This is a genomic window from Roseivivax halodurans JCM 10272 (assembly GCF_000521785.1).
In the GTDB taxonomy this organism is placed as follows: domain Bacteria; phylum Pseudomonadota; class Alphaproteobacteria; order Rhodobacterales; family Rhodobacteraceae; genus Roseivivax; species Roseivivax halodurans.
Genome location: NZ_JALZ01000006.1, coordinates 121272 through 141077, shown reverse-complemented (window position 1 = coordinate 141077; position 19806 = coordinate 121272). Strand labels below are relative to the sequence as shown.

Here is a 19806-nt window from a genome sequence, read left to right as displayed (position 1 = left end):
CCGCGAGTTAGGGGAGGGGAGCGGCGCGGCAAGAAGATCGTGCGCGACAGAAGGTCCGGGGCGACCGGCGGCCTAGCCTTCCGGCGCTTCGGGCGTTTCCGGTGCGTCCTCGGCGCTCGCCGCGGGCGTCTCTTGCGCGAGAGCTCCGTTCACCCACTCGCCGGAGCGCGTTTCACCCGACGCATAGGACATGGTGCCCTCGCCTTGCCGCTTGCCGTCGACGAACATGCCCTCGTAGACATCGCCGCTCGAATAGGTGGCGACACCCTCGCCGTAGATTTCCCCATTGCGCCACTGGCCGTCGTATCGGAAGCCGTCGTCCATCTCGATCCGACCCTCGCCATGCCGCCGGCCGCCTTCGAATGTGCCGGTATAGACGGTCCCGTCGGGATATGTCGCGGTGCCGAGACCCTCGCGCTGGCCGTCCACCCACTCGCCTTCGTAGCGGTAGCCGTCGGGATAGCTCATCGTGCCCTGGCCATGGTTCTTGGCGTTGCGGAACCCGCCTTCGTAGACGAGACCGTTTGCGTATTCCGCCCGGCCCGTCCCGTCGATCACGCCATCGGCCCAGTTGCCCTCGTAGGTGGAGCCGTCGGGATAGGTGATCTTGCCTGTGCCGTTTGCGAGGCCGTCCGCGACCTCGCCCACATAGACCGACCCGTCGGGATAGGTGATCTGACCCTCGCCCTCGATCTCACCCTCGGACCAGGACCCGATGTATTCGTAGCCGTCGGAGCCCGAGAAGGTGCCTTGACCGTGCCGCTGGTCGTTGCGGAACGCGCCGACATAGCTGTCGCCGTTCTCGTAGGTCACCGTGCCCTGACCGTTGCGGCGCCCGTCGACAAGCTCGCCTTCGTAGACATCGCCGTTGGGCTGGGTGAGCGTGCCCTCGCCGTCGATCTGCCCGGCGGTCCAGGTGCCTTCGTAGGTCAGCCCGTCGGGCGTGGTGAGCGTGCCCTGGCCCTCGCGTTCGCCCTCCGAGACGCGGCCCTCGTAGACCGAGCCGTCGGGATAGGTGATCGTGCCGTTGCCTTCCTTGACCCCGTTCACCCAATCGCCCTGGTAGGAATAGCCGGAGTGAGCCGTCATGGTGCCCCGGCCATGGTGCAGCGCGTTGCGGAAACTGCCCTCGTAGCGCACGCCGTTGGCGTAGATCGCAACGCCCTGACCGGATATCTTGCCGTCCTTCCAGGTGCCTTCGTAGGTGCCGCCGTCCGCGAAAGTGATGTGCCCGACGCCTTCGGGTTTGCCCTTGGCGAACTGGCCCTCGTAGACGGAGCCGTTGGGGAAATGCGCAGCGCCTTCGCCGCGGATTTCCCCCTCGACCCATTCGCCGGTATATTCGTAGCCGTTGGGCAGCCGGTATGTCCCGGTTCCGTGCTGGAAGCCGTCCCGGAAGGTCCCCTTGTAGATGCCGCCGTCGTCATATTGCTTGGTCGCGACATCATCGGACTGCGCGGAAACGAGCGCCGGCAGCAGCCAGGCCGCCGCTGCGAATAGATAAAGACGAGCCTGCCCGCTCATGCCTCTTCCTGCCCCCAAATCTTGTGATGCCGGGTGGAAATTAGCCGAAACCTAACGGGCGCGGGGATGTGGCACAACGTCTTTTGGGGGCGATATCGGCCGCGCGTTCTGCGCCCCGCTTCCCCTCGCGGACGCATCTGCTATGTCCACGCCGACCGAAGACCGACCGAAGGGGCCCGCGATGGCTGACAGGTTCCGCCTGACACTGGCACAGCTCAACGCTACGGTGGGCGATCTCGAGGGCAATGCCGCGCTCGCCCGCGACGCCTGGGAGGCCGGGCGCGAGGCGGGGGCGGATCTCGTGGCGCTGCCGGAGATGTTCATCACCGGCTACAACACGCAGGACCTCGTGCTGAAGCCCGCCTTCCACTTGGCGGCCATCGAGACGGTCCGCCAGCTCGCGACCGATTGTGCCGACGGCCCGGCGCTCGCCATCGGCGGGCCCTGGATCGAAGGGACAGAGCTCTACAACGCCTATTTCATCCTCAGGGGCGGCGCGATCACGGCGGTCCAGCTCAAGCACCACCTTCCGAACGCCGCGGTCTTCGACGAGGTGAGGATTTTCGACGCCGGTGCCATCGGCGGTCCCTACAGCGTCGGGAACACGCGCATCGGCTCGCCGATCTGCGAGGACGCCTGGTACGAGGACGTGGCCGAAACCCATGCCGAAACGGGGGCGGAGTTCCTGCTGGTGCCGAACGGCTCGCCCTATCATCGCGGCAAGCAGGAGATCCGGCTCAACCACATGGTCTCCCGCGTGGTCGAGACGGGCTTGCCTCTGGTCTATCTCAATCTGGTGGGCGGCCAGGACGACCAGGTCTTCGACGGCGGCTCTTTCGTCCTGAATCCGGGCGGAGAGATGGCGGTGCAGCTGCCGGTCTTCGACCAATGCGTGGAGCATGTGGATCTCGAGCGCCCCGATGCCGGCTGGCGCTGCGTGCCGGGCCGGTTCGATCCGCACCCGGACGCGTTCGAGCAGGATTACCGCGCGATGGTCGAGGCTCTTCGCGACTACCTGCGCAAGTCGGGTTTCCCGAAGGTGCTGCTCGGCCTCTCGGGCGGCATCGACAGCGCAATCGTCGCGGTCATCGCTGCCGATGCGATCGGCCCGGAGAACGTGCGGTGCGTGATGCTACCGTCGGAATACACGTCCGAGCATTCTTTGGAGGACGCCCGCCAGGTCGCCGAACGGCTCGGCTGCCACTACGATTTCGTGCCGATCGCGCAGGGGCGGGACGCGATCACCGACACGCTCGCGCCGCTCTTCGACGGGCGGGCCGAGGACGTGACCGAGGAGAACCTGCAGTCCCGCCTGCGCGGCCTTCTCCTCATGGCGATGTCGAACAAGTTCGGGGAGATGCTGCTCACGACCGGCAACAAGTCAGAGGTCGCGGTCGGCTACGCCACGATCTATGGCGACATGGCGGGCGGCTACAATCCGATCAAGGATCTCTACAAGACGCGCGTCTTCGAAATCGCGCGCTGGCGCAACGAGACGCACCGCGACTGGATGAAGGCTCCGGCGGGCGAGGTGATCCCGCCGCGGGTGATCTCCAAGGCGCCCTCGGCAGAGCTGCGCGCCGACCAGAAGGACAGCGACTCTCTGCCCGACTACCCGGTGCTGGACGGCATCCTCGAGATCCTGATCGACCGGGACGGATCCCTCGCGGATTGTGTCGATGCGGGCTATTCGGCGGAGGATGCCGCCAAGGTCGAGCACCTCGTCTATGTCAGCGAATACAAGCGCTTCCAGTCGGCGCCGGGGACGCGGCTCTCGTCCAAGGCGTTCTGGCTCGATCGCCGCTATCCGATCGTGAACCGCTGGCGCGAGGGGCGGCGCTGAGGACAAGCGCGCGCCGCGCACTAGTTCGTCGCGGATGAAGGCGATCATCGACGCAGGCTACGGGATTTTCGCGCGGGTCGTGGCATTCGTCCTGCTGCTCGGAACGGCTGCCGTGTCCGTGGTGGCAACGGCGAGTTTCGTTCAGCTCACTTACGAGGTGGCGACGGGCTCCATCGCGGAAGTCCCCTACAGCACGCTCCAGCAGCTCTTCGACCTTCTGCTCGGCGCGATCATCGCGCTCGAGCTGTCGCATTCGGTGCATCTCATGGTGTCGGGAGAGCGCGGCTTCGCGCAGGTTCGGACGGTTCTCGTCATCGGCATCCTGGCCGTGGTGCGAAAATTTATCCTGATCGAGATGGAGGGCATCTCGGGCCTCGTCCTTCTCGGCCTTGCCGCTGCGGTGCTGGCGCTCGGGTCCGCCTATGCGATGATGGTCTGGCTCGACCGGCGCGGCGAGGGCGACCGGACGCTCTGAGGGCTCACTCCCACCATCGGTCGATCTCGGCGATGTCGTCGTCGGACCAGCCGAAATGATGCGCGATCTCGTGCACCACGACATGCGCGACGAGATCCTCGAGCTCCACGTTTCCCCGCTCGCGCCATTCCGAGAGGATCGGTTCGCGAAAAAGCCACACGGTGTCGGGAAAGGGCGCGGGATCGCTCACCGACTTTTCCGGCAGCGGCACCCCGTCGTAGAGGCCGGTCAGGTCCAGCGGATCGTCCATCCCGAGCTCCGACAGCATCCGGTCGTCCGGCCAGTCCTCGATCCTGAGAAGCACATCGCGGGCATAGGCGTCGAAGGGCGCGGGCAAAGCGCCGAGGGCGGCCTGGGCCATCTTCTCGAAGCTGTCGTGATCGGTGCGTGTCATGGCCGCAGATATGCCGCGCCTTGCGCTGCTCGGAAAGCCCTGCGGACACGCACAGCACCTTTGCGCAGGCCCGCGGAACGGTGATCCGGGCTAGATGTTGCCCGTGCGAACAAGCTCAGGAGGTACGACATGGCACAGCCGAAGATCGCGATCATCTTCTATTCGACCTATGGCACCAACCACACGATGGCGCTCGAGGCGAAATCCGCCTCCGAGGCCGCCGGTGCCGAGGTGCGGCTCCGCCGGGTGCCGGAGACGGCGCCCAAGGAGGTGGTCGAGGGGCAGGACGCCTGGAAGGAGCAACTCGACCAGATGTCCGATATCAAGGAGGTGAGCCACGACGACATGACCTGGGCCGACGGCTACTTCTTCCTGACGCCGACGCGCTACGGCAACCCGACCAGCCAGATGCGCGCGTTCATCGACACGCTCGGGCCGCTCTGGATGGAAGGCAAGCTAGAGGACAAGGTCGTGACGGCGGCCACCTCGGCCAACACCACGCATGGCGGGCAGGAAACGACGCTACTGACGCTCTACACCACGTTCATGCACTGGGGCACGGTCATCGTCGCGCCCGGCTATACCGACCAGTCGATCTTCGAGGCCGGCGGCAACCCGTACGGTTTCTCCAAGGCGGCCGGCGAGATGGGCGATGCCGAGACGCGGGCGTTGCGCCATCAGGCAACGCGCCTCGTCAAGAAGACGGCGAAGCTGGCAGCCTGATCCACACGAATGTCGCTTTCCGCCCCGCGCGTCGCAAACCGGCGCGCGGGGCGACACGTCTTGTGTCAGGAGCATCGGCCTTGACCGGAGTTCCCGACTGCAATGACCACCTGCCACACCATCCCCGACGCCTTCAGCCCCGTCGAATGCGACCGCATCGTCGCCCTGTCCGAGACCGCCACACCACGTGACGCAGGCCTTACCCGCGCGCAGAAGGACCACAACCAGAGGCGGGCGGATCTCGTCTGGCTCGACGAGGTGGAGGGCGCGGACTGGGTGATGGACCGAATCGTCGACCTCGTCCGCGTGGCCAACCGCGAGGCCTTCGACTTCGACCTGACGGACTTCGCCGAAAGCCCCCAGATCGCGCGCTACGGGGCCGAGCGGGAGGGACATTTCGACTGGCACGCGGATATCGGCGACGGACGCGCGGCGTCGCGGCGCAAGCTCACCATGGTCGTGCAACTGTCCGAGCCGGGGGATTATGCCGGAGGCGGGCTCGAGATCATGCCCGGTGCGAACATCCTCGAGGCGAAGCGGGACAGGGGCACGGCGACGCTCTTTCCGTCCTACGCTGTGCACCGCGTCACCCCTGTCACGAAGGGCGCGCGCCAGTCCCTGACGATCTGGGCGCACGGACCGGCGTTCCGCTAGGCGCATGCGCTACCGGTCAGCCGGGAGGGGCGAGCGGATACTCGACGAGCGGTTCGTAGACCGATCCGTCCTTGGTCAGGATCGACTCGTAAAGCGTGAACCTGTCCGCCGGAATGTCCTCGATCGCCATATGCGCCTCGCGTTCGAGGAACGCCTTGAGTTTGCCCTCCTCCTCGATGGTCAGCCGACCCGGCAGCCGGGCGAAGGTCACGTGTGGGCGGAAGCGCCGTCGCTCGAGCGGCATGCCCGCGCCGTAGAGTCTCGAGCGTACGCGGTCGTGCAGGTCCTTGAGCGGCGCGCCGCCCTCGGCCCCCATGGCGAGCGCATGGCCGCCGTGGCTGTTGCCGAAGCTCCTCACACCGGAAAGGCGATAGGTGAAGGCGGCAGGCGAGAGGCTCTCGAGACCCTCGGCGATTTCGGCGAGGTCGGCCTCGGGCACGTCGCCGAGAAAGGCGAGCGTCAGATGCACGTTCTCGGACGGGATCACCCGGCCAAAGCCGAGCCTGTCACCCATCGCTTCGAGAACGTCCGCGTCGGACGGGGGCAGGGGCAGGGCGATGAAGGCGCGCATTGGGTGTCTCCGCTCTCTGTGCCTCGGACGTCGCGTATCCGTGGCGCAACCGCAAGGCCGTGGGCATGTCTGCCCGGGGGCGCCGCTGTGAACCGCCCGGCTTTCTAAGGAGCTCGCGGAGGATGACGCGACGGCCGTGCGGCATGGACAAATCGAAGGTCCCGTGCAACACCCCGCGCCGCATGCACGGAGCCCGCTCATGACCACAACTCGTTTCGCCCCGTCGCCCACGGGCCACATCCACGTCGGCAACCTGCGCACGGCGCTCTTCAATTTCCTGATCGCCCGCAAGGCCGGCGGGACCTTCATCCTGCGCATCGACGACACCGATCCCGAGCGCTCGAAGGAGGAATATGTCGACGGCATCAAGCGCGACCTCGACTGGCTCGGGCTCGGATGGGACAAGATCGAGCGGCAGTCGGAACGGCTCGACCGCTATCATGCCGCCGCGGACGAGCTGCGCGACAAGGGCCGGTTCTACGAGGCGTTCGAGACGCCGGGCGAGCTCGACCTCAAGCGCAAGAAGCAGCTGAACATGGGTCGTCCGCCGGTCTATGACCGCGCGGCCCTGTCGCTGACGGACGAGGACAAGGCCCGCCTGCGCGAAGAGCGCGGCGACGGCGTATGGCGCTTCAAACTCGCGCAGGAGCGGATCGAGTGGGAGGACGGCATTCTCGGCCCGCTCTCGATCGACGCGGCGAGCGTGTCCGACCCGGTGCTGATCCGCGGCGACGGGCAGGTGCTCTACACGCTCGCCTCGGTGGTCGACGACACCGACATGGGCGTGACCCACGTTGTGCGCGGCTCGGACCACGTGACCAACACCGCAACGCAGATCCAGATCATGGCGGCGCTCGGGCACGGGCACCCGTCCTTCGCCCACCATTCGCTGCTGACCGGCCCTGGGGGTGAGGGGCTCTCGAAGCGTCTCGGCTCGCTTGCGCTCAAGGATCTGCGCGAGAACGGCGTGGAGCCTGCGGCGCTCCTGTCGCTGATGGCGCGTCTTGGCTCGTCGCAGCCGGTGGAACTGCGCGCTTCGCTCGACGAGATCGCGGACGGCTTCGATCCGGCGCAGTTCGGGTCGGCTCCGACCAAGTTCGACGTGAACGACCTCTATCCGCTGACCGCCCGCTACCTGCATGCGCTGCCCTACGAGGCGGTCGAGGGCGAGATCCGCGCGCTCGGCGTACCGGACGACAAGGCGCCGCTCTTCTGGCAGGTGGCGCGCGACAACATCACAACGCGCAACGACCTCGGGCCGTGGTGGCAGATGTTCAGCGAGGGTGCCGAGCCCAAGATCGACGACGAGGACCGCGCCTTCGTCGCCGAGGCCATGACTCTCCTGCCCGAGCCGCCCTACACCGCCGACACCTGGAGCGAGTGGACGTCGGCCGTGAAGGAGCAGACCGGTCGGAAGGGCAAGGGCCTCTTCATGCCGCTGCGCCGCGCGGTGACGGGCATGGACCGCGGCCCCGAGATGGCCGACGTCATGCCGCTGATGCAGGTCGTGCGCGCGAAGGACCTCGCGCGCTAGAGCTCTGCGGCTCGGCGATCGAGCCGCTCGCGATCTTCGTCGAAATCGATCGCGGCCCGCGCCTGACGGACCGCGTAATCGTGCTTGTTCCGCGCGGCTCCCGCGAGGCCCGGATCCTCGCAGGATGCGATGCGCTGAAGGGCGCGCAGCATCTCGTCCATCACTTCGATCCTGTCTGCGCCGTCGCGGATCACCATGTCATAGGCCGATGACAGCAGGGCGGCCGGATCCTGCGGCGCGATGCGGATGCGGGTCGTCCGGTGCAAGGGCTCGGTCCGCTCGGCGCGGGCATGGTCCCAGAGGAGCCTCGTCTGACGTTTGATGACGTCGATCGCGGTGCCGGGGTCGTTGACGCCGGGAGAGAGCGCCCTCGCGCCGATCTCGGCCAGCACGGTCAGGCCGAAGCGGGTATCCTGCTCCTGCTCGCGTGCATTCGCGATGAGGATGCCGCCGCGCAACTCCTCGTCGTCCACCTTCCTGTCCGTCACTCCGACCGATTGCCCCGCGAGCACGAAGTCGCCCGGCCGCACGGTCAGCCAGAGCGTGGCGTCGCGTTCCGTCAGGACGGAATCGAGGGAGTCGATATCGATGCTGGTGACGTGACCTGTCTGGGATGCGGCAAGCGGATGGCCGTCTCCGGGAACGGGCTCGTCCGTCGCATATGCGCCGAAGCCCGGCTCGCGCGCGGCATCACCCAGTGCCTCGGCGGCTGCGCGCTCGCACAGGTCGAGCGTGTGATCCATGCTCCCGAGCCGGCTGAGATGCGCGATCCAGCGGAGGATGGCGACGATGATCAGGGTGATGGTGACGCCGGTAAGCAGCGCGATGACGACCGAGGATTCGGGGCTCAGGAAGCCCGCCCGATACATGACGATGGCCGTCAGCGCGAAGAGGAACGAGCCCACGAAGGTGCCGAGCACGGTCTGGGTCGTGCTGTCCTGCACGAGAATCCGGAAGGCGCGCGGCGTCGCCTGCCCGGAGGCGGTGTGGAACGCCTGCACCATCACGCCGAGCGAGAACGTCGTCACCGCCAGCATCGACGAGGCGAGGATGTCGAGCACCGGGAGGACCGCGTCGCGCCCGAACCGTTCGGTGAGGCCGTCCGGAATGATGCCGGTGAGCAGCGGGGCCGCGGCGGTTCCCACGAGAGCGAGCACCGCCATCATCACGACGCGTACACTCAGCCGCCGGCTGAGCCGCAGCAGCTTGCGACCGAGGCCGAGGATCACGCGGCGAACGGCGCTATGCCGCGGCGGGCGAGGGCGTCGTCCACCCAGGCCGTCTCCGCGTCGGTCAGATGCTGGGCGCGCGGATATCGGGGGGCGCCGCGGTCGTTCAGGATCGGGGCGTCCCAGCCGTCTGTGGTCTCGATGAAGCGCTCGGCGCCCTCCGGGCCGAAAACGTGCAGGTAGCCCTGCAGGACGACGTCGAGGTAACTGAGCAAGACCGGCACCTCGCGCGTTGGCCGGGTACTTGTCGTTTCGGGAACCGCAAAGACCGCGATCCTCGCCTTGTCCCCTGCTGCGTGTCTGAGCAGAGGGGTGGCATCGTGCTTGTCGTAGAAGGCCTCGCGGGCGTGCAGCGCGTCCCATTCCTCGGGGGCGACTGCGGCGACGAGCCCGTCGATCTCCGATTCGGCGTCGGGCACCGCGGTCAGGAAGGACACGCTCCGGTTGGGCAGCGCACGCCAGGCGCGGCGCCATCCCGACAGGCTCGCCGGGTGATTCGGGCGGTTCGTGTGAGTCTGCGTATTCACCAGACTTCCGTAGCCGAAGAAGAAATCGAAGGTCATCACCAGCGTTTAATTACCTTTATGCGATACACTCATTGTCATGTATTAAGATTGAACTGCGATTCTACACAGGCGGGTTTGCACAATGCGAATTACCAAGAGGGCAAATATCGCTCTGCGTGTGCTCATGTATTGTGCCGCCCGCCCGGACCAACGCATCACCAAGACCGCCATCGCCGAAGCGTGCAACGCATCGGAGCATCATCTGGGCCAGATCGTCAACCAATTGGCCCAGATGGGGTATCTCAGGACGTGGCGCGGCCGGTATGGCGGCATCGCTCTCGGCCGCCCGGCGAGGGAGATCCGGGTCGGTTCGGTTTTCCGGGAATTCGAGTCGGGTGTGCCGATCGCGGAATGTTTTGCGGCGGATACCAACACCTGCCCGCTGGTGCAGGCGTGCCGGCTCCGCTCTGCTCTCACGCTCGCCGGCCAGGCGTTCTACCAGGTGCTCGACGCCGTGACGCTGCACAGTCTCGTCGAGAACAATTTCGACCTCGCGTCGCTCTTCTCCGGCGAGGAGCCGATGAGACTCGTATCGCGTGCCGCGAGCGGCTGATCCGGTCATCCGCGACCTTCAGGTTGCCAGCGCCCCGACCTTCGTCTAGCTTCGCGCCGACTGCGATGGGAGAACCGGCCTTGCGCCGGTGCCGAAGGAGCAACCGCCCCGGAAACTCTCAGGCCAGACGGACCGTCGCGGCGACACGAACTCTGGAGAGAGGTTCGGGCGAGATCCCGGACCCGCCGAAGGGATAACGATCTCAGGCGGATGGACAGAGGGGGCGTTCCGGGTGCGGGAGCATTGCGCTTTCCGTACCGTATCCGAACCGCCCGCTTCTGGCGTTTCACCGCCGGCGCCGGGCCATGTGACGAGGCAGCCGGACGGGGACCCGCATGAGCCAGAGAGACGACGAGTTCAGCCATCTCAAGACCCGTGACATCTGCGGCTGCGGCGTGCCGCACGGTCCCGGAGAGCACCACCATGACCATGCGGTGCAGCAGCAACAGGCGGACGGATCGCCCAAGGGCGGGCTGAAGCGCACGCCGCTCCACGCGCTCCATGTGGAGCTCGGCGCCAAGATGGTGGAGTTCGCAGGCTATGACATGCCTGTGCAATTCCCTCTCGGCGTCATGAAGGAACATCTGCACACCCGTGAGAAGGCCGGGCTCTTCGACGTCAGCCACATGGGGCAGGTCGTGCTGCGGTCGCGGTCGGCGGATGTCGCGCAGGCGCTCGAGCGCCTGACGCCGGCCAACGTGAGCGGTCTCGCCGAGGGGCGGCAGCGCTATGCGCTCCTGACAAACGACGCGGGCGGGATCGAGGACGACTTCATGGTCGCCAATTACGGCGATCACCTCTTTCTCGTGGTGAACGCTGCACGCAAGGCCGAGGATATCGCGCGGTTGCGGGCCGGGCTCGAGCCGGACGTGACCGTAAAGGAGCTGGAGGGCCGCGGGCTGCTGGCGCTGCAGGGCCCCGCCGCGGAGAGCGTGCTTGCAGAGCTCGCGCCGGGCGTCGCGGAGATGAAATTCATGGATGTCGGCACCTACGAGATGGAGGGGGCCGAGGTCTGGGTTTCCCGCTCGGGCTATACCGGTGAGGACGGCTACGAGATCTCCGTGCCCGCCGAGGCAGCCGAGACTTTGGCGCGCCGGCTGCTTGCGCATGATGCGGTGGAGCCCATCGGCCTCGGCGCGCGCGACTCGCTCAGGCTCGAGGCCGGGCTCTGCCTTTACGGTCACGACATCGACGAAGGCACCTCGCCGGTCGAGGCGGCTCTGTCCTGGGCCGTGTCGAAGCTCCGCCGGGCGGATGGAGCGCGCGCCGGCGGATTTCCGGGGGACGAGCGCATCCTGCGGGAACTGGCCGAGGCCGCACCGCGTATGCGTGTCGGTCTCAGACCGGAGGGACGGGCACCCATGCGCGAGGGCGTCGAGCTTTATGCCGCCGAGGACGGCGGACAACCGGTGGGGCGGATCACCTCCGGCGGTTTCGGCCCCACAATCGGTGGCCCCATAGCCATGGGATACGTCCCCGCCGCGATGACCGCTCCGGGCACGACGCTCTGGGGCGATCTGCGCGGCAAGCGCCGTCCCGTCATGGTCGAGCGGCTTCCCTTCACCTCCCCCGGCTTCAAGCGCTGAGACAGACAGCAGGAGAGAATTGCACATGAAGTTCACTGAAGAGCACGAGTGGCTGCGTCCCGAAGAGGACAACATCATCACCGTGGGCATCACCACCCATGCGGCCGAACAGCTGGGCGACGTGGTGTTCGTCGAGCTTCCCGACACCGGACGGACCGTCTCGAAGGACGACGAGGTCGTGGTGATCGAGAGCGTCAAGGCGGCCTCCGACATCCTCGCGCCGGTCGACGGCGAGATCGTCGAGGTCAACGATGCGATCGTGGAGGACCCGTCCAAGGTGAACGACGACCCCGAGGGGGATGCGTGGTTCTTCAAGATCCAGGTCGAGGACCTCTCGGTGCTCGACGACATGATGGACGAGGCCGCCTACAAGGACTTCGTCGGCTGACCGAGCGGATGCCGAGTGCCGGCGCTGCGGCGGTCCCACGGGCCGATCCGCAGTCCGCCCAATGATATGCCGGGGGCGGCCCGCCCTCGCCGGGGAGATGTGACATGACCTTCGAACCCACCGACTACCTGCCCTACGACTTCGCCAACCGCCGCCACATCGGACCGTCGCCGTCGGAGATGGACGCGATGTTCGAGACACTCGGCGTGGACGGGATCGAGGCGCTGATGTCCGAGACCGTGCCCGAGGCGATCCGGCAGGACGCGCCGCTCGAGACCGGCAAGCCGATGTCCGAACGGCAGCTGCTCTGGTGGATGCGGCAGACGGCCAAGAAGAACAAGGTGTTCACCTCGTTCCTCGGGCAGGGCTACCACGGAACGATCTGTCCGCCCGCGATTCAGCGTAACATTCTCGAGAACCCCGCCTGGTACACGGCTTACACGCCTTACCAGCCCGAGATCAGCCAGGGCAGGCTCGAGGCGCTCTTGAACTACCAGACGATGATCTCGGACCTCACCGGGCTCGAGATCGCGAACGCCTCGCTGCTCGACGAGGCGACGGCCTGCGCCGAGGCGATGACCATGGCCGAGCGGGTCTCGAAGTCGAAGGCGAAGACGTTCTTCGTCGACGAGAATTGCCACGCGCAGAACATTTCGGTGGTCAAGACGCGAGCGAAGCCCCTCGGGATCGAGGTCATCGTGGGCGATCCCGACGACATGGACCCGAGCGCCGTCTTCGGTGCGCTCTTTCAATATCCGGGTACCTACGGCCATGTGCGTGACTTCACCGCGCATATTTCCAAGCTCCACGAGCAGAACGCGATCGCCGTCGTCTCGGCCGACCCGATGGCGCTCTGCCTGCTGAAATCGCCCGGTGAGATGGGCGCCGACATCGCCGTCGGCACCACCCAGCGCTTCGGTGTCCCGATGGGCTACGGCGGCCCGCACGCCGCCTACATCGCCTGCAAGGACAGCATGAAGCGCTCGCTGCCCGGGCGCCTCGTCGGGGTGTCGGTCGATGCCCGCGGCAACCGCGCCTACCGCCTCGCCCTGCAGACGCGCGAGCAGCATATCCGGCGCGAGAAGGCGACCTCGAATGTCTGCACCGCGCAGGCGCTGCTTGCGGTCATGGCAAGCTTCTATGCGGTCTTCCATGGCCCGGACGGCCTCAAGGCCATCGCGCAGCGCATCCATCGCAAGACCGTCCGACTCGCCCGAGGGCTCGAGGAGGCCGGGTTCGCCGTCGAGCCGGGCGAATTCTTCGATACGATCACTGTGGATGTGGGCCTCTTCCAGAAGGGTGTGATCGCCGCCGGTTGGCGCGAAGAGGTCAACATGCGCCCGATCGGCAAGACCAAGATCGGTCTCACGGTCGACGAGACCACGCGCCCTGCCAAGATCGAGGCGGTCTGGCGCGCCTTCGGCTTCGAGCGCAAGGACGATCCGCAATCGACCGAGTACCGCCTGCCGCAGGGGCTGATCCGGACAAGCGATTACCTCACCCACGAGGTCTTCCACATGAACCGGGCCGAGACCGAGATGGTGCGCTACATGCGCCGGCTTGCCGACCGGGACCTGGCGCTCGACCGCGCGATGATCCCTCTCGGCTCCTGCACGATGAAGCTCAACTCCGCCGCCGAGATGATGCCGCTCTCGTGGCACGAATTCGCGAATCTGCATCCCTATTGCCCCGACGATCAGGCCACCGGCTACCTAGAGATGATCGAGGGCCTGAACGCCAAGCTCTGCGAGATCACCGGGTACGACGCGATCTCGATGCAGCCGAACTCGGGCGCGCAAGGAGAATATGCGGGCCTGCTGACCATCGCGGCCTGGCACGAGGCGCAGGGGCAGGGGCACCGGAACGTCTGCCTGATTCCAGTCAATGCGCACGGGACCAACCCGGCCTCGGCGCAGATGGTCGGCTGGAAGGTCGTGGCGGTGAAGTGCGACGAGATGGGGTCCATCGACCTCGCCGATTTCCGCGAGAAGGCCGAGAAGCATTCGGACAATCTCGCCGGGATTATGATCACCTATCCTTCGACGCATGGCGTCTTCGAGGAGACGGTGAAGGAGGTCTGCGAGATCACCCACCAGCACGGCGGGCAGGTCTATATCGATGGCGCGAACCTGAACGCGATGGTTGGGATCTCGAAGCCGGGCGATCTCGGCGGCGACGTGAGCCACCTCAATCTGCACAAGACGTTCTGCATCCCGCATGGCGGCGGCGGCCCCGGCATGGGGCCGATCGGGGTTAAGGCGCATCTCTCAGAACATCTGCCAGCCGATCCCCGGTCGGGCGAGGGGGCCGTCTCGGCGGCGCCGTTCGGATCGCCGTCGCTCCTGCCGATCTCCTGGGCCTATATCCAGATGATGGGCGGCGAGGGCCTGACGCAGGCGACGCGGGTCGCGATCCTCAACGCCAACTACATCGCCAAGCGGCTCGAAGGCGCTTACAAGATCCTCTACCGCGGGCCGAAGGGGAGGGTCGCCCACGAATGCATCATCGACACGCGGCCCTTCCAGGAGAGCGCCGGCATTTCCGTGGACGACATCGCCAAGCGGCTGGTCGATTGCGGCTTCCACGCCCCGACGATGAGCTGGCCGGTGTCGGGAACGCTGATGGTCGAACCGACGGAATCCGAGACGAAGGCCGAACTCGACCGTTTCTGCGACGCCATGCTCGGTATTCGCGAAGAGATCAGGGCGATCGAGGAGGGTGAGATGAACCGCGAGGACAATCCGCTCAAGAACGCGCCGCACACGGTCGAGGATCTCGTGGGTGCCTGGGAGCGGTCCTACAGCCGCGAGCAGGGCTGCTTCCCGCCGGGGGCGTTCCGGGTCGACAAGTACTGGCCGCCGGTGAACCGCGTCGACAACGTCTACGGCGACCGGAACCTCATCTGCACTTGCCCGCCGATGTCGGACTATGCCGAAGCCGCGGAGTGAGCAACGGGATCAGACAAACGCCGCGGGGTCGTCCCGCGGCTTTCTTCCGGCAGGGCGCGTGACGCCTGTTACATCGGGTCGTCTTTGCGGCAGAGATCCTCGTGGATCATCGCGGCGTATTGCTGAAGCTTCGAGGCGTCCTGCTCGGTCAGTTCCCCGCTCATCAGGAGCGTCCGGCAGAGACCGCGGAATTCCTGCACTTCGGAGGGTTGCGTGCGGCTGAAATCGCGTGTGGCGAGCGAGTTCAGGGCCAGACTGAGCAGACGCTTTGCCGACTGGCGTACGCGGTTGCGGCCAAGGGCGCTTATCGGGACCGACGCAACCAGGGCGGCATCTGCACGGGGGGAAACCGAAACTGTACTCGACATGGACCTGAACTCCTTCTGAGTCGCCACTAACGCGGCGTAACCTGAAGGAACCCGCGCAACATACACTGTAAGTTGCGATCATTATTATTCCAGTCGCTCGTCGTGCGGTATACGGGAAATCGCGTATTCAGGCCACAGCATTACGGTATTCCAGAAACGGTGATTAAGAGCTTTGGGGTATTGTCTCCTCGTCGCGGAGCGGGCTGCGCCAATGCCCGCGCTTCGCGATCTCGTTCTCTCTCATGGAGCCGCGCCGCAGACGTATCCGGTCCGGCGCGATTCACTCCTCGAGCAGGAAGTCCCAAAGATCGCGCAGGCGGGACCAAGTCGCCTCGTCGCATGCCGCGAGGAGGTATCCTTCGGTCTTGCCGGCCGTGTAATCCGAGCCGTCGAGCATGCGGACAACGCCTCCCGCGCGCTCCACGATCAAGGCGCCGGGTGTGTGATCCCATGGCGTGACCTTGGTGGCGAGCACGAAGTCCACGCCGCCCTGCGCAAGCGTCCGGAACTCGTGGCACGCGCACCGCATCGACACCGCGCGCGCGAGCTTGGGAAAGGTCGTCGCGAACCGCTCCTGCTTGTCTTCGGGCAGGAGGTGGAGGGAAGTGAAGCCCGAAAGCTCCGGGAGCGGCCCGCCGGACGAGACCCGCAGCGTACGGGGACGCATCCGCCCCCTGACAAGCTCCGCCGGCCCGTCGAGCCCGGCCCAGATCACGTCGTCCATGATCGGATCGTAGAGCATGCCCCAGACGGGGCGGCCGTACCGGGTCATCGCAACCATCACCCCGAAGAGCGGCAGCCCCTTGGCGAAGTTCCAGGTCCCGTCGACGGGATCGATCGTGAAGCCGAGCTCGGCCTCCCTCAGCGTCTCGATCACCTCCGGGTTGGCGCTTGCGTCTTCCTCGCCGACGATACGCGCGTGCGGCCAGATCGCCAGAAGCCCGCGAGCGATCATCTTTTCTGCCTCGCGGTCGGCATCCGTCGCGAGATCTTGGGGCCCCGACTTGGTGTCGATCTCGGCCTCGCCAAGAGACCGGAAGCGGGGCAGGATCTCGGCGCGGGCGGCTCGGCGCACGAGGTTCAACACCTGCGTTCTCTGGGCCCGGCTGATCGGAGCGGTAAGGGGGATCGGCAGGCTCTCGGTCATCGTGAGGGGTGTCCCTGTCTGGCTGAAGAGTCGGTCTCAGGGCTTAGGGGGGTGACGCTGTGCGTTCAAGCGGGAAGGTGGCACCGCGTCATTCGCGCGCGCGGAGCACCTGCGCCGGACGTGCCGCGAGCGGGCGCCACGCAAATGCCAGTCCGGCGGCGAGCGTCGCGACGATGCCGCCGAGGACGATGCCGAGAGCCGAAGGCCAGACCGGGGCAAAGGAGGTCTCCATGACAAAGGCGGTCACCGCCCAGCCGCCGCCGATGCCGGCGACGATCGCGACGATGCCGGCACCGGCGCCGAGGAGCGCCGAGCGGATCGCGAAGCTCGCGAGAATGCGCCTCCGGCTCGCGCCCATCGTCTTCAGGACCGCGGCCTCGTAGGTGCGGGCCTGCTCTCCGGCGGCCGCCGCGCCGATGAGGACGAGGAAGCCGGTCAGCAGCGTCGCCGCAGCGCCCCAGCGCACGGCCTCAGACACCCCGGCGAGAAGCTCCGAGACCCTGTCGATGGCGTCGCGCACGCCGATCGCGGTGACGTTCGGCATGGCGTCGGCGACCTCGCGGAGAACGTCTGCCTCCGCTTCGGCATCGGCGTAGACGGTGGAGATGAAGCTATGCGGCGCGCCTTCGAGCGCGGCGGGGTTCATGGTCATGACGAACCCTATGCCGGCGGTCGAGAAATCCACCACGCGAAAGCTCGTCACCTCGGCGGTGATGTCGCGGCCAAGAATGTTGACCGTGATCGCGTCGCCGAGTTCGAGCCCGATCTCTTCCGCCTCCTCGGCGGCGAAGCTGACCTGAGGCGATCCGTCGTAATCCGCGGGCCACCATTCGCCCGCGGTGATGCGCGTGTCTTCGGCCGGCGTCTCGGAATAGGTCACCCCGCGGTCGCCCTGGATGACCCAGTGGTCGCCGGCGACCTCTCGCGCCGGGCGGCCGTTGATCTCGGTGATGATCCCGCGGAGCATCGGTGCGGATTGCACCCGGCTCACGGCGGGATCGGACGTCACGATCTCGCGGAATTCCGGCATCTGTTCCTTCTGGATATCCACGAAGAAGTAGGACGGCGCCACATCCGGCAGATCGCGCGAGATCGCGCTGCGCAGGTTGCCGTCGATCTGGCCGATGGCGGCAAGGACGGCGAGGCCGAGCCCGAGAGAGAGTACCACCGAGGCCGCCTCGTCCCTCGGGCCACCGATGGCGCCGAGCGCCCACCGCAGGGCGGGCCGACCGCGGGCGGCGGGCGCGACGCGGCGGGCGAGGGCGCGCAGACCGAAGGCCGCGGCGACGAGGATCAGGAGCGAGCCGAGGATGCCGCCGGCCGTCCAGAGCGTGAGCTCGATGGCGCCGGAGAACAGCATTGCGAGGCCCACGAGGAGCGCGAGCAGCACCCCGGTCGCGACCACGTAGCGCGTCGCGGGCAGGGCGCGGGCCGACGAAAGCGCGTCGCGAAAGAGTGTGGCGGCACGGACGTCCTCGGTGCGGGCCAGCGGCCACAGCGTGAACACGAGCGCGGTCAGGATGCCGTATATCGCCGCTTCGAAGAGCGGTCCCGGGTGAACGCCGAAGAGCGTGGGGATCGGTAGCGCCTCCGAGATGATCGGCGCGAAAAGAAGCGGCACCAGCGCGCCCAGGACCAGCCCGATGGCAATGCCGAGAAGCGCAAGCGCGCCCACCTGAAGGAAATAGGTCTGGAAGATCGTCGCCCGGTCCGCCCCGAGCGTGCGCAGGGTGGCGATCACGGATGTCTTTCGGGCGAGGTATGCGCGCACGGCGGACGACACGCCGATGCCCCCGACCGCGAGGCCCGAGAGTCCCACGAGGATCAGGAACGCCCCGAGCCGGTCGACGAACTGCGCCGTGCCCGGCGCACCGTTGCGCATGTCGCGCCATCGGATACCGCTGTCGCGGAAACGGCTTTCCGCCTCCGCCTCGAGCGCGTCGAGATCCGCGTCCTCGGGCAGCAGCATCCGGTACTCGGTCTCGAAGAGCGTGCCCGGCTCCAGCAGTCCCGTCCCGTCGAGCGCGGCGGTCGCGACGATTGTGCGCGGTCCGAGCTCGAAGCCGCCTCCCGCATCGTCTGGTTCGGTCTCGAGAATGGCCCGGAGGGTGAAGTCCTTGTCGCCGAGCCGCAGCGTGTCGCCGGTCGCGAGGCCGAGCCTGTCGGCGAGGATCGGAGCCATGACGACGCCATCGTCCGAAAGTGCCTCGGCGAGCGGCATTTGGGGCGAGAGTTCCACGGCGCCGAGGAGCGGATAGGCGTCGTCGACCGCCTTGACCTGCGTCAGGGCGCGGTCGTTGCCGCCTTCGCGGCGCACGACCGCCATGGAACGGAAATCGGCCACCTCCGAGAGGCCGATCGAGACGGTTTCCAGCCAGTCCCGTTCCTCTTCGCTTGCGAAGCGGTAGGTGAATTGAGCCTGAGCCTCGCCGCCCAGAAGCACCGCGCCCTGATCCTGAAGACCAGCCTGGATCGCGGAGCGGACCGAGCCGACCCCGGCGATTGCCGCGACCCCGAGCGCGAGGCAAGCGAGGAAAATGCGAAAGCCCTTGAGCCCGCCGCGGAGCTCGCGCCGGGCGAAGCGGGAGGCGACGGCGAGGGTCATTCCGCCGCGGCCCGGACGCGGTCTCTCTCGGCGCGGCCGTCGCGCAGGCGGACGACGCGGTCGCAGCGGTCGGCAAGGGCCGGCGCGTGCGTGACGAGCACCAGCGTTGCGCCGTGCCTGTCCCGCAGCCCGAAGAGCGCGTCGATGATTGCATCGCCCGTCTGCCCGTCGAGGTTCCCGGTGGGCTCGTCCGCCAGCAGGATCTGCGGGCGCGGCGCGGCGGCGCGGGCGAGCGCCACGCGCTGCTGCTCGCCCCCAGACATCTGCGAGGGGTAGTGATCGAGGCGCGCGCCAAGACCCATTCCCTCCAGTTCCGCCTGCGCACGCGAGAAGGCATCCTCAGCGCCGGCAAGCTCCAGCGGGGTCGCGACGTTCTCGAGCGCCGTCATCGTCGGGATGAGGTGGAAGGACTGGAACACCACGCCCATGTGATCGCGTCGGAAGCGCGCGAGGGCATCCTCGTCCATTTCCGTCAGATCGTGCCCGAGCGCATGAACCGACCCTCCCGTCGCGCGTTCGAGACCTCCGAGGATCATCAGCAGCGACGACTTGCCCGAGCCCGACGGCCCGACGAGGCCGAGCGTCTCGCCGCGGGCGACATCGAGCGTGATGCCGTGCAGGATCTCGACCGGGCCGGCATTGCCCATCAGCCGCAAGGTCACATCTTTGAGCGAGAGTACGGTATCGGTCATACGAGG

18 protein-coding genes and 1 riboswitch are annotated in these 19806 nt (G+C 67.1%); of the genes, 9 read left to right on the top strand and 9 right to left on the bottom strand.

Features of this window, described 5'->3' with window-relative positions; all coding sequences use genetic code 11:
• Positions 1-72: 72 nt before the first annotated feature.
• Positions 73-1524 carry an MORN repeat-containing protein gene (locus OCH239_RS07940; RefSeq protein ID WP_051489360.1) on the bottom strand — a complete coding sequence of 484 codons (1452 nt, stop codon included), beginning with the start codon at positions 1522-1524 and terminating at the stop codon, positions 73-75.
• 181 nt (positions 1525-1705) lie between these two features.
• Between OCH239_RS07940 and OCH239_RS07935 the strand changes: the two genes are divergently transcribed.
• Together OCH239_RS07935 and OCH239_RS07930 are read left to right on the top strand one after the other, a co-directional pair.
• Entirely contained in the window at positions 1706-3367 is a 1662-nt protein-coding gene (locus tag OCH239_RS07935; protein WP_037260910.1) for an NAD+ synthase, read from the top strand.
• 34 nt (positions 3368-3401) lie between these two features.
• Positions 3402-3842: a phosphate-starvation-inducible PsiE family protein gene (locus tag OCH239_RS07930; protein WP_037260733.1), complete on the top strand. Its 441-nt coding sequence runs from the start codon at positions 3402-3404 to the stop codon at positions 3840-3842.
• Positions 3843-3846: 4 nt separating this feature from the next.
• On the opposite strand, the gene OCH239_RS07925 is transcribed toward OCH239_RS07930, so the two are convergent.
• The gene (locus OCH239_RS07925) at positions 3847-4236 is read right to left on the bottom strand and encodes a metallopeptidase family protein (RefSeq protein WP_037260730.1); all 390 of its coding nucleotides are present in this window, start codon (positions 4234-4236) and stop codon (positions 3847-3849) included.
• Positions 4237-4365: 129 nt separating this feature from the next.
• Here OCH239_RS07925 and wrbA point away from each other — a divergent pair, with 129 nt between their 5' ends.
• Together wrbA and OCH239_RS07915 are read left to right on the top strand one after the other, a co-directional pair.
• Positions 4366-4959 carry an NAD(P)H:quinone oxidoreductase gene (gene wrbA / locus OCH239_RS07920; RefSeq protein ID WP_037260729.1) on the top strand — a complete coding sequence of 198 codons (594 nt, stop codon included), beginning with the start codon at positions 4366-4368 and terminating at the stop codon, positions 4957-4959.
• Positions 4960-5061: 102 nt separating this feature from the next.
• Positions 5062-5613, top strand: a complete 552-nt coding sequence (locus OCH239_RS07915) for a 2OG-Fe(II) oxygenase (protein ID WP_037260726.1) — start codon at positions 5062-5064, stop codon at positions 5611-5613.
• A gap of 16 nt (positions 5614-5629) precedes the next feature.
• On the opposite strand, the gene thpR is transcribed toward OCH239_RS07915, so the two are convergent.
• The gene (gene thpR, locus OCH239_RS07910) at positions 5630-6184 is read right to left on the bottom strand and encodes an RNA 2',3'-cyclic phosphodiesterase (RefSeq protein WP_051489359.1); all 555 of its coding nucleotides are present in this window, start codon (positions 6182-6184) and stop codon (positions 5630-5632) included.
• A gap of 199 nt (positions 6185-6383) precedes the next feature.
• On the opposite strand from thpR, the gene gltX reads away from it, so the two are divergent.
• Positions 6384-7718: a glutamate--tRNA ligase gene (gltX, locus tag OCH239_RS07905; RefSeq protein WP_037260725.1), complete on the top strand. Its 1335-nt coding sequence runs from the start codon at positions 6384-6386 to the stop codon at positions 7716-7718.
• Here gltX and OCH239_RS07900 read toward each other — a convergent pair.
• Both OCH239_RS07900 and OCH239_RS07895 read right to left on the bottom strand, forming a co-directional pair.
• A complete protein-coding gene (locus OCH239_RS07900; protein ID WP_051489358.1) occupies positions 7715-8947 on the bottom strand; it encodes a DUF2254 domain-containing protein in 1233 nt (410 codons plus the stop codon). The genes gltX and OCH239_RS07900 overlap by 4 nt on opposite strands.
• Entirely contained in the window at positions 8944-9510 is a 567-nt protein-coding gene (locus OCH239_RS07895; RefSeq protein ID WP_037260724.1) for a gamma-glutamylcyclotransferase family protein, read from the bottom strand. Before OCH239_RS07895 ends, OCH239_RS07900 begins: the two co-directional genes overlap by 4 nt.
• 85 nt (positions 9511-9595) lie before the next feature.
• Between OCH239_RS07895 and OCH239_RS07890 the strand changes: the two genes are divergently transcribed.
• The 4 genes from OCH239_RS07890 to gcvP all read left to right on the top strand — a co-directional run bounded on the left by OCH239_RS07890 (position 9596) and on the right by gcvP (position 14988).
• A complete protein-coding gene (locus OCH239_RS07890; RefSeq protein ID WP_037260722.1) occupies positions 9596-10066 on the top strand; it encodes an RrF2 family transcriptional regulator in 471 nt (156 codons plus the stop codon).
• A 56-nt stretch (positions 10067-10122) separates the two neighbouring features.
• Positions 10123-10211: riboswitch (glycine riboswitch) on the top strand.
• 190 nt (positions 10212-10401) lie between these two features.
• Positions 10402-11652, top strand: coding sequence for a glycine cleavage system aminomethyltransferase GcvT (gene gcvT, locus OCH239_RS07885; RefSeq protein ID WP_084782273.1), 1251 nt, complete (start codon positions 10402-10404; stop codon positions 11650-11652).
• Positions 11653-11677: 25 nt separating this feature from the next.
• Entirely contained in the window at positions 11678-12040 is a 363-nt protein-coding gene (gcvH, locus tag OCH239_RS07880) for a glycine cleavage system protein GcvH (RefSeq protein ID WP_037260721.1), read from the top strand.
• A gap of 104 nt (positions 12041-12144) precedes the next feature.
• Positions 12145-14988 (top strand): aminomethyl-transferring glycine dehydrogenase, encoded by a 2844-nt coding sequence (gene gcvP / locus OCH239_RS07875; protein WP_037260719.1) that lies wholly within the window; start codon positions 12145-12147, stop codon positions 14986-14988.
• A 68-nt stretch (positions 14989-15056) separates the two neighbouring features.
• On the opposite strand, the gene OCH239_RS07870 is transcribed toward gcvP, so the two are convergent.
• The 4 genes from OCH239_RS07870 to OCH239_RS07855 form a co-directional block, all read right to left on the bottom strand.
• Positions 15057-15356, bottom strand: a complete 300-nt coding sequence (locus OCH239_RS07870; protein WP_037260717.1) for a hypothetical protein — start codon at positions 15354-15356, stop codon at positions 15057-15059.
• A 280-nt stretch (positions 15357-15636) separates the two neighbouring features.
• Positions 15637-16503: an inositol monophosphatase family protein gene (locus OCH239_RS07865; RefSeq protein WP_037260716.1), complete on the bottom strand. Its 867-nt coding sequence runs from the start codon at positions 16501-16503 to the stop codon at positions 15637-15639.
• An 88-nt stretch (positions 16504-16591) separates the two neighbouring features.
• Positions 16592-19108, bottom strand: coding sequence for an ABC transporter permease (locus tag OCH239_RS07860; protein WP_037260714.1), 2517 nt, complete (start codon positions 19106-19108; stop codon positions 16592-16594).
• Positions 19105-19800, bottom strand: coding sequence for an ABC transporter ATP-binding protein (locus tag OCH239_RS07855; RefSeq protein WP_037260712.1), 696 nt, complete (start codon positions 19798-19800; stop codon positions 19105-19107). Before OCH239_RS07855 ends, OCH239_RS07860 begins: the two co-directional genes overlap by 4 nt.
• Positions 19801-19806 lie beyond the last annotated feature (6 nt).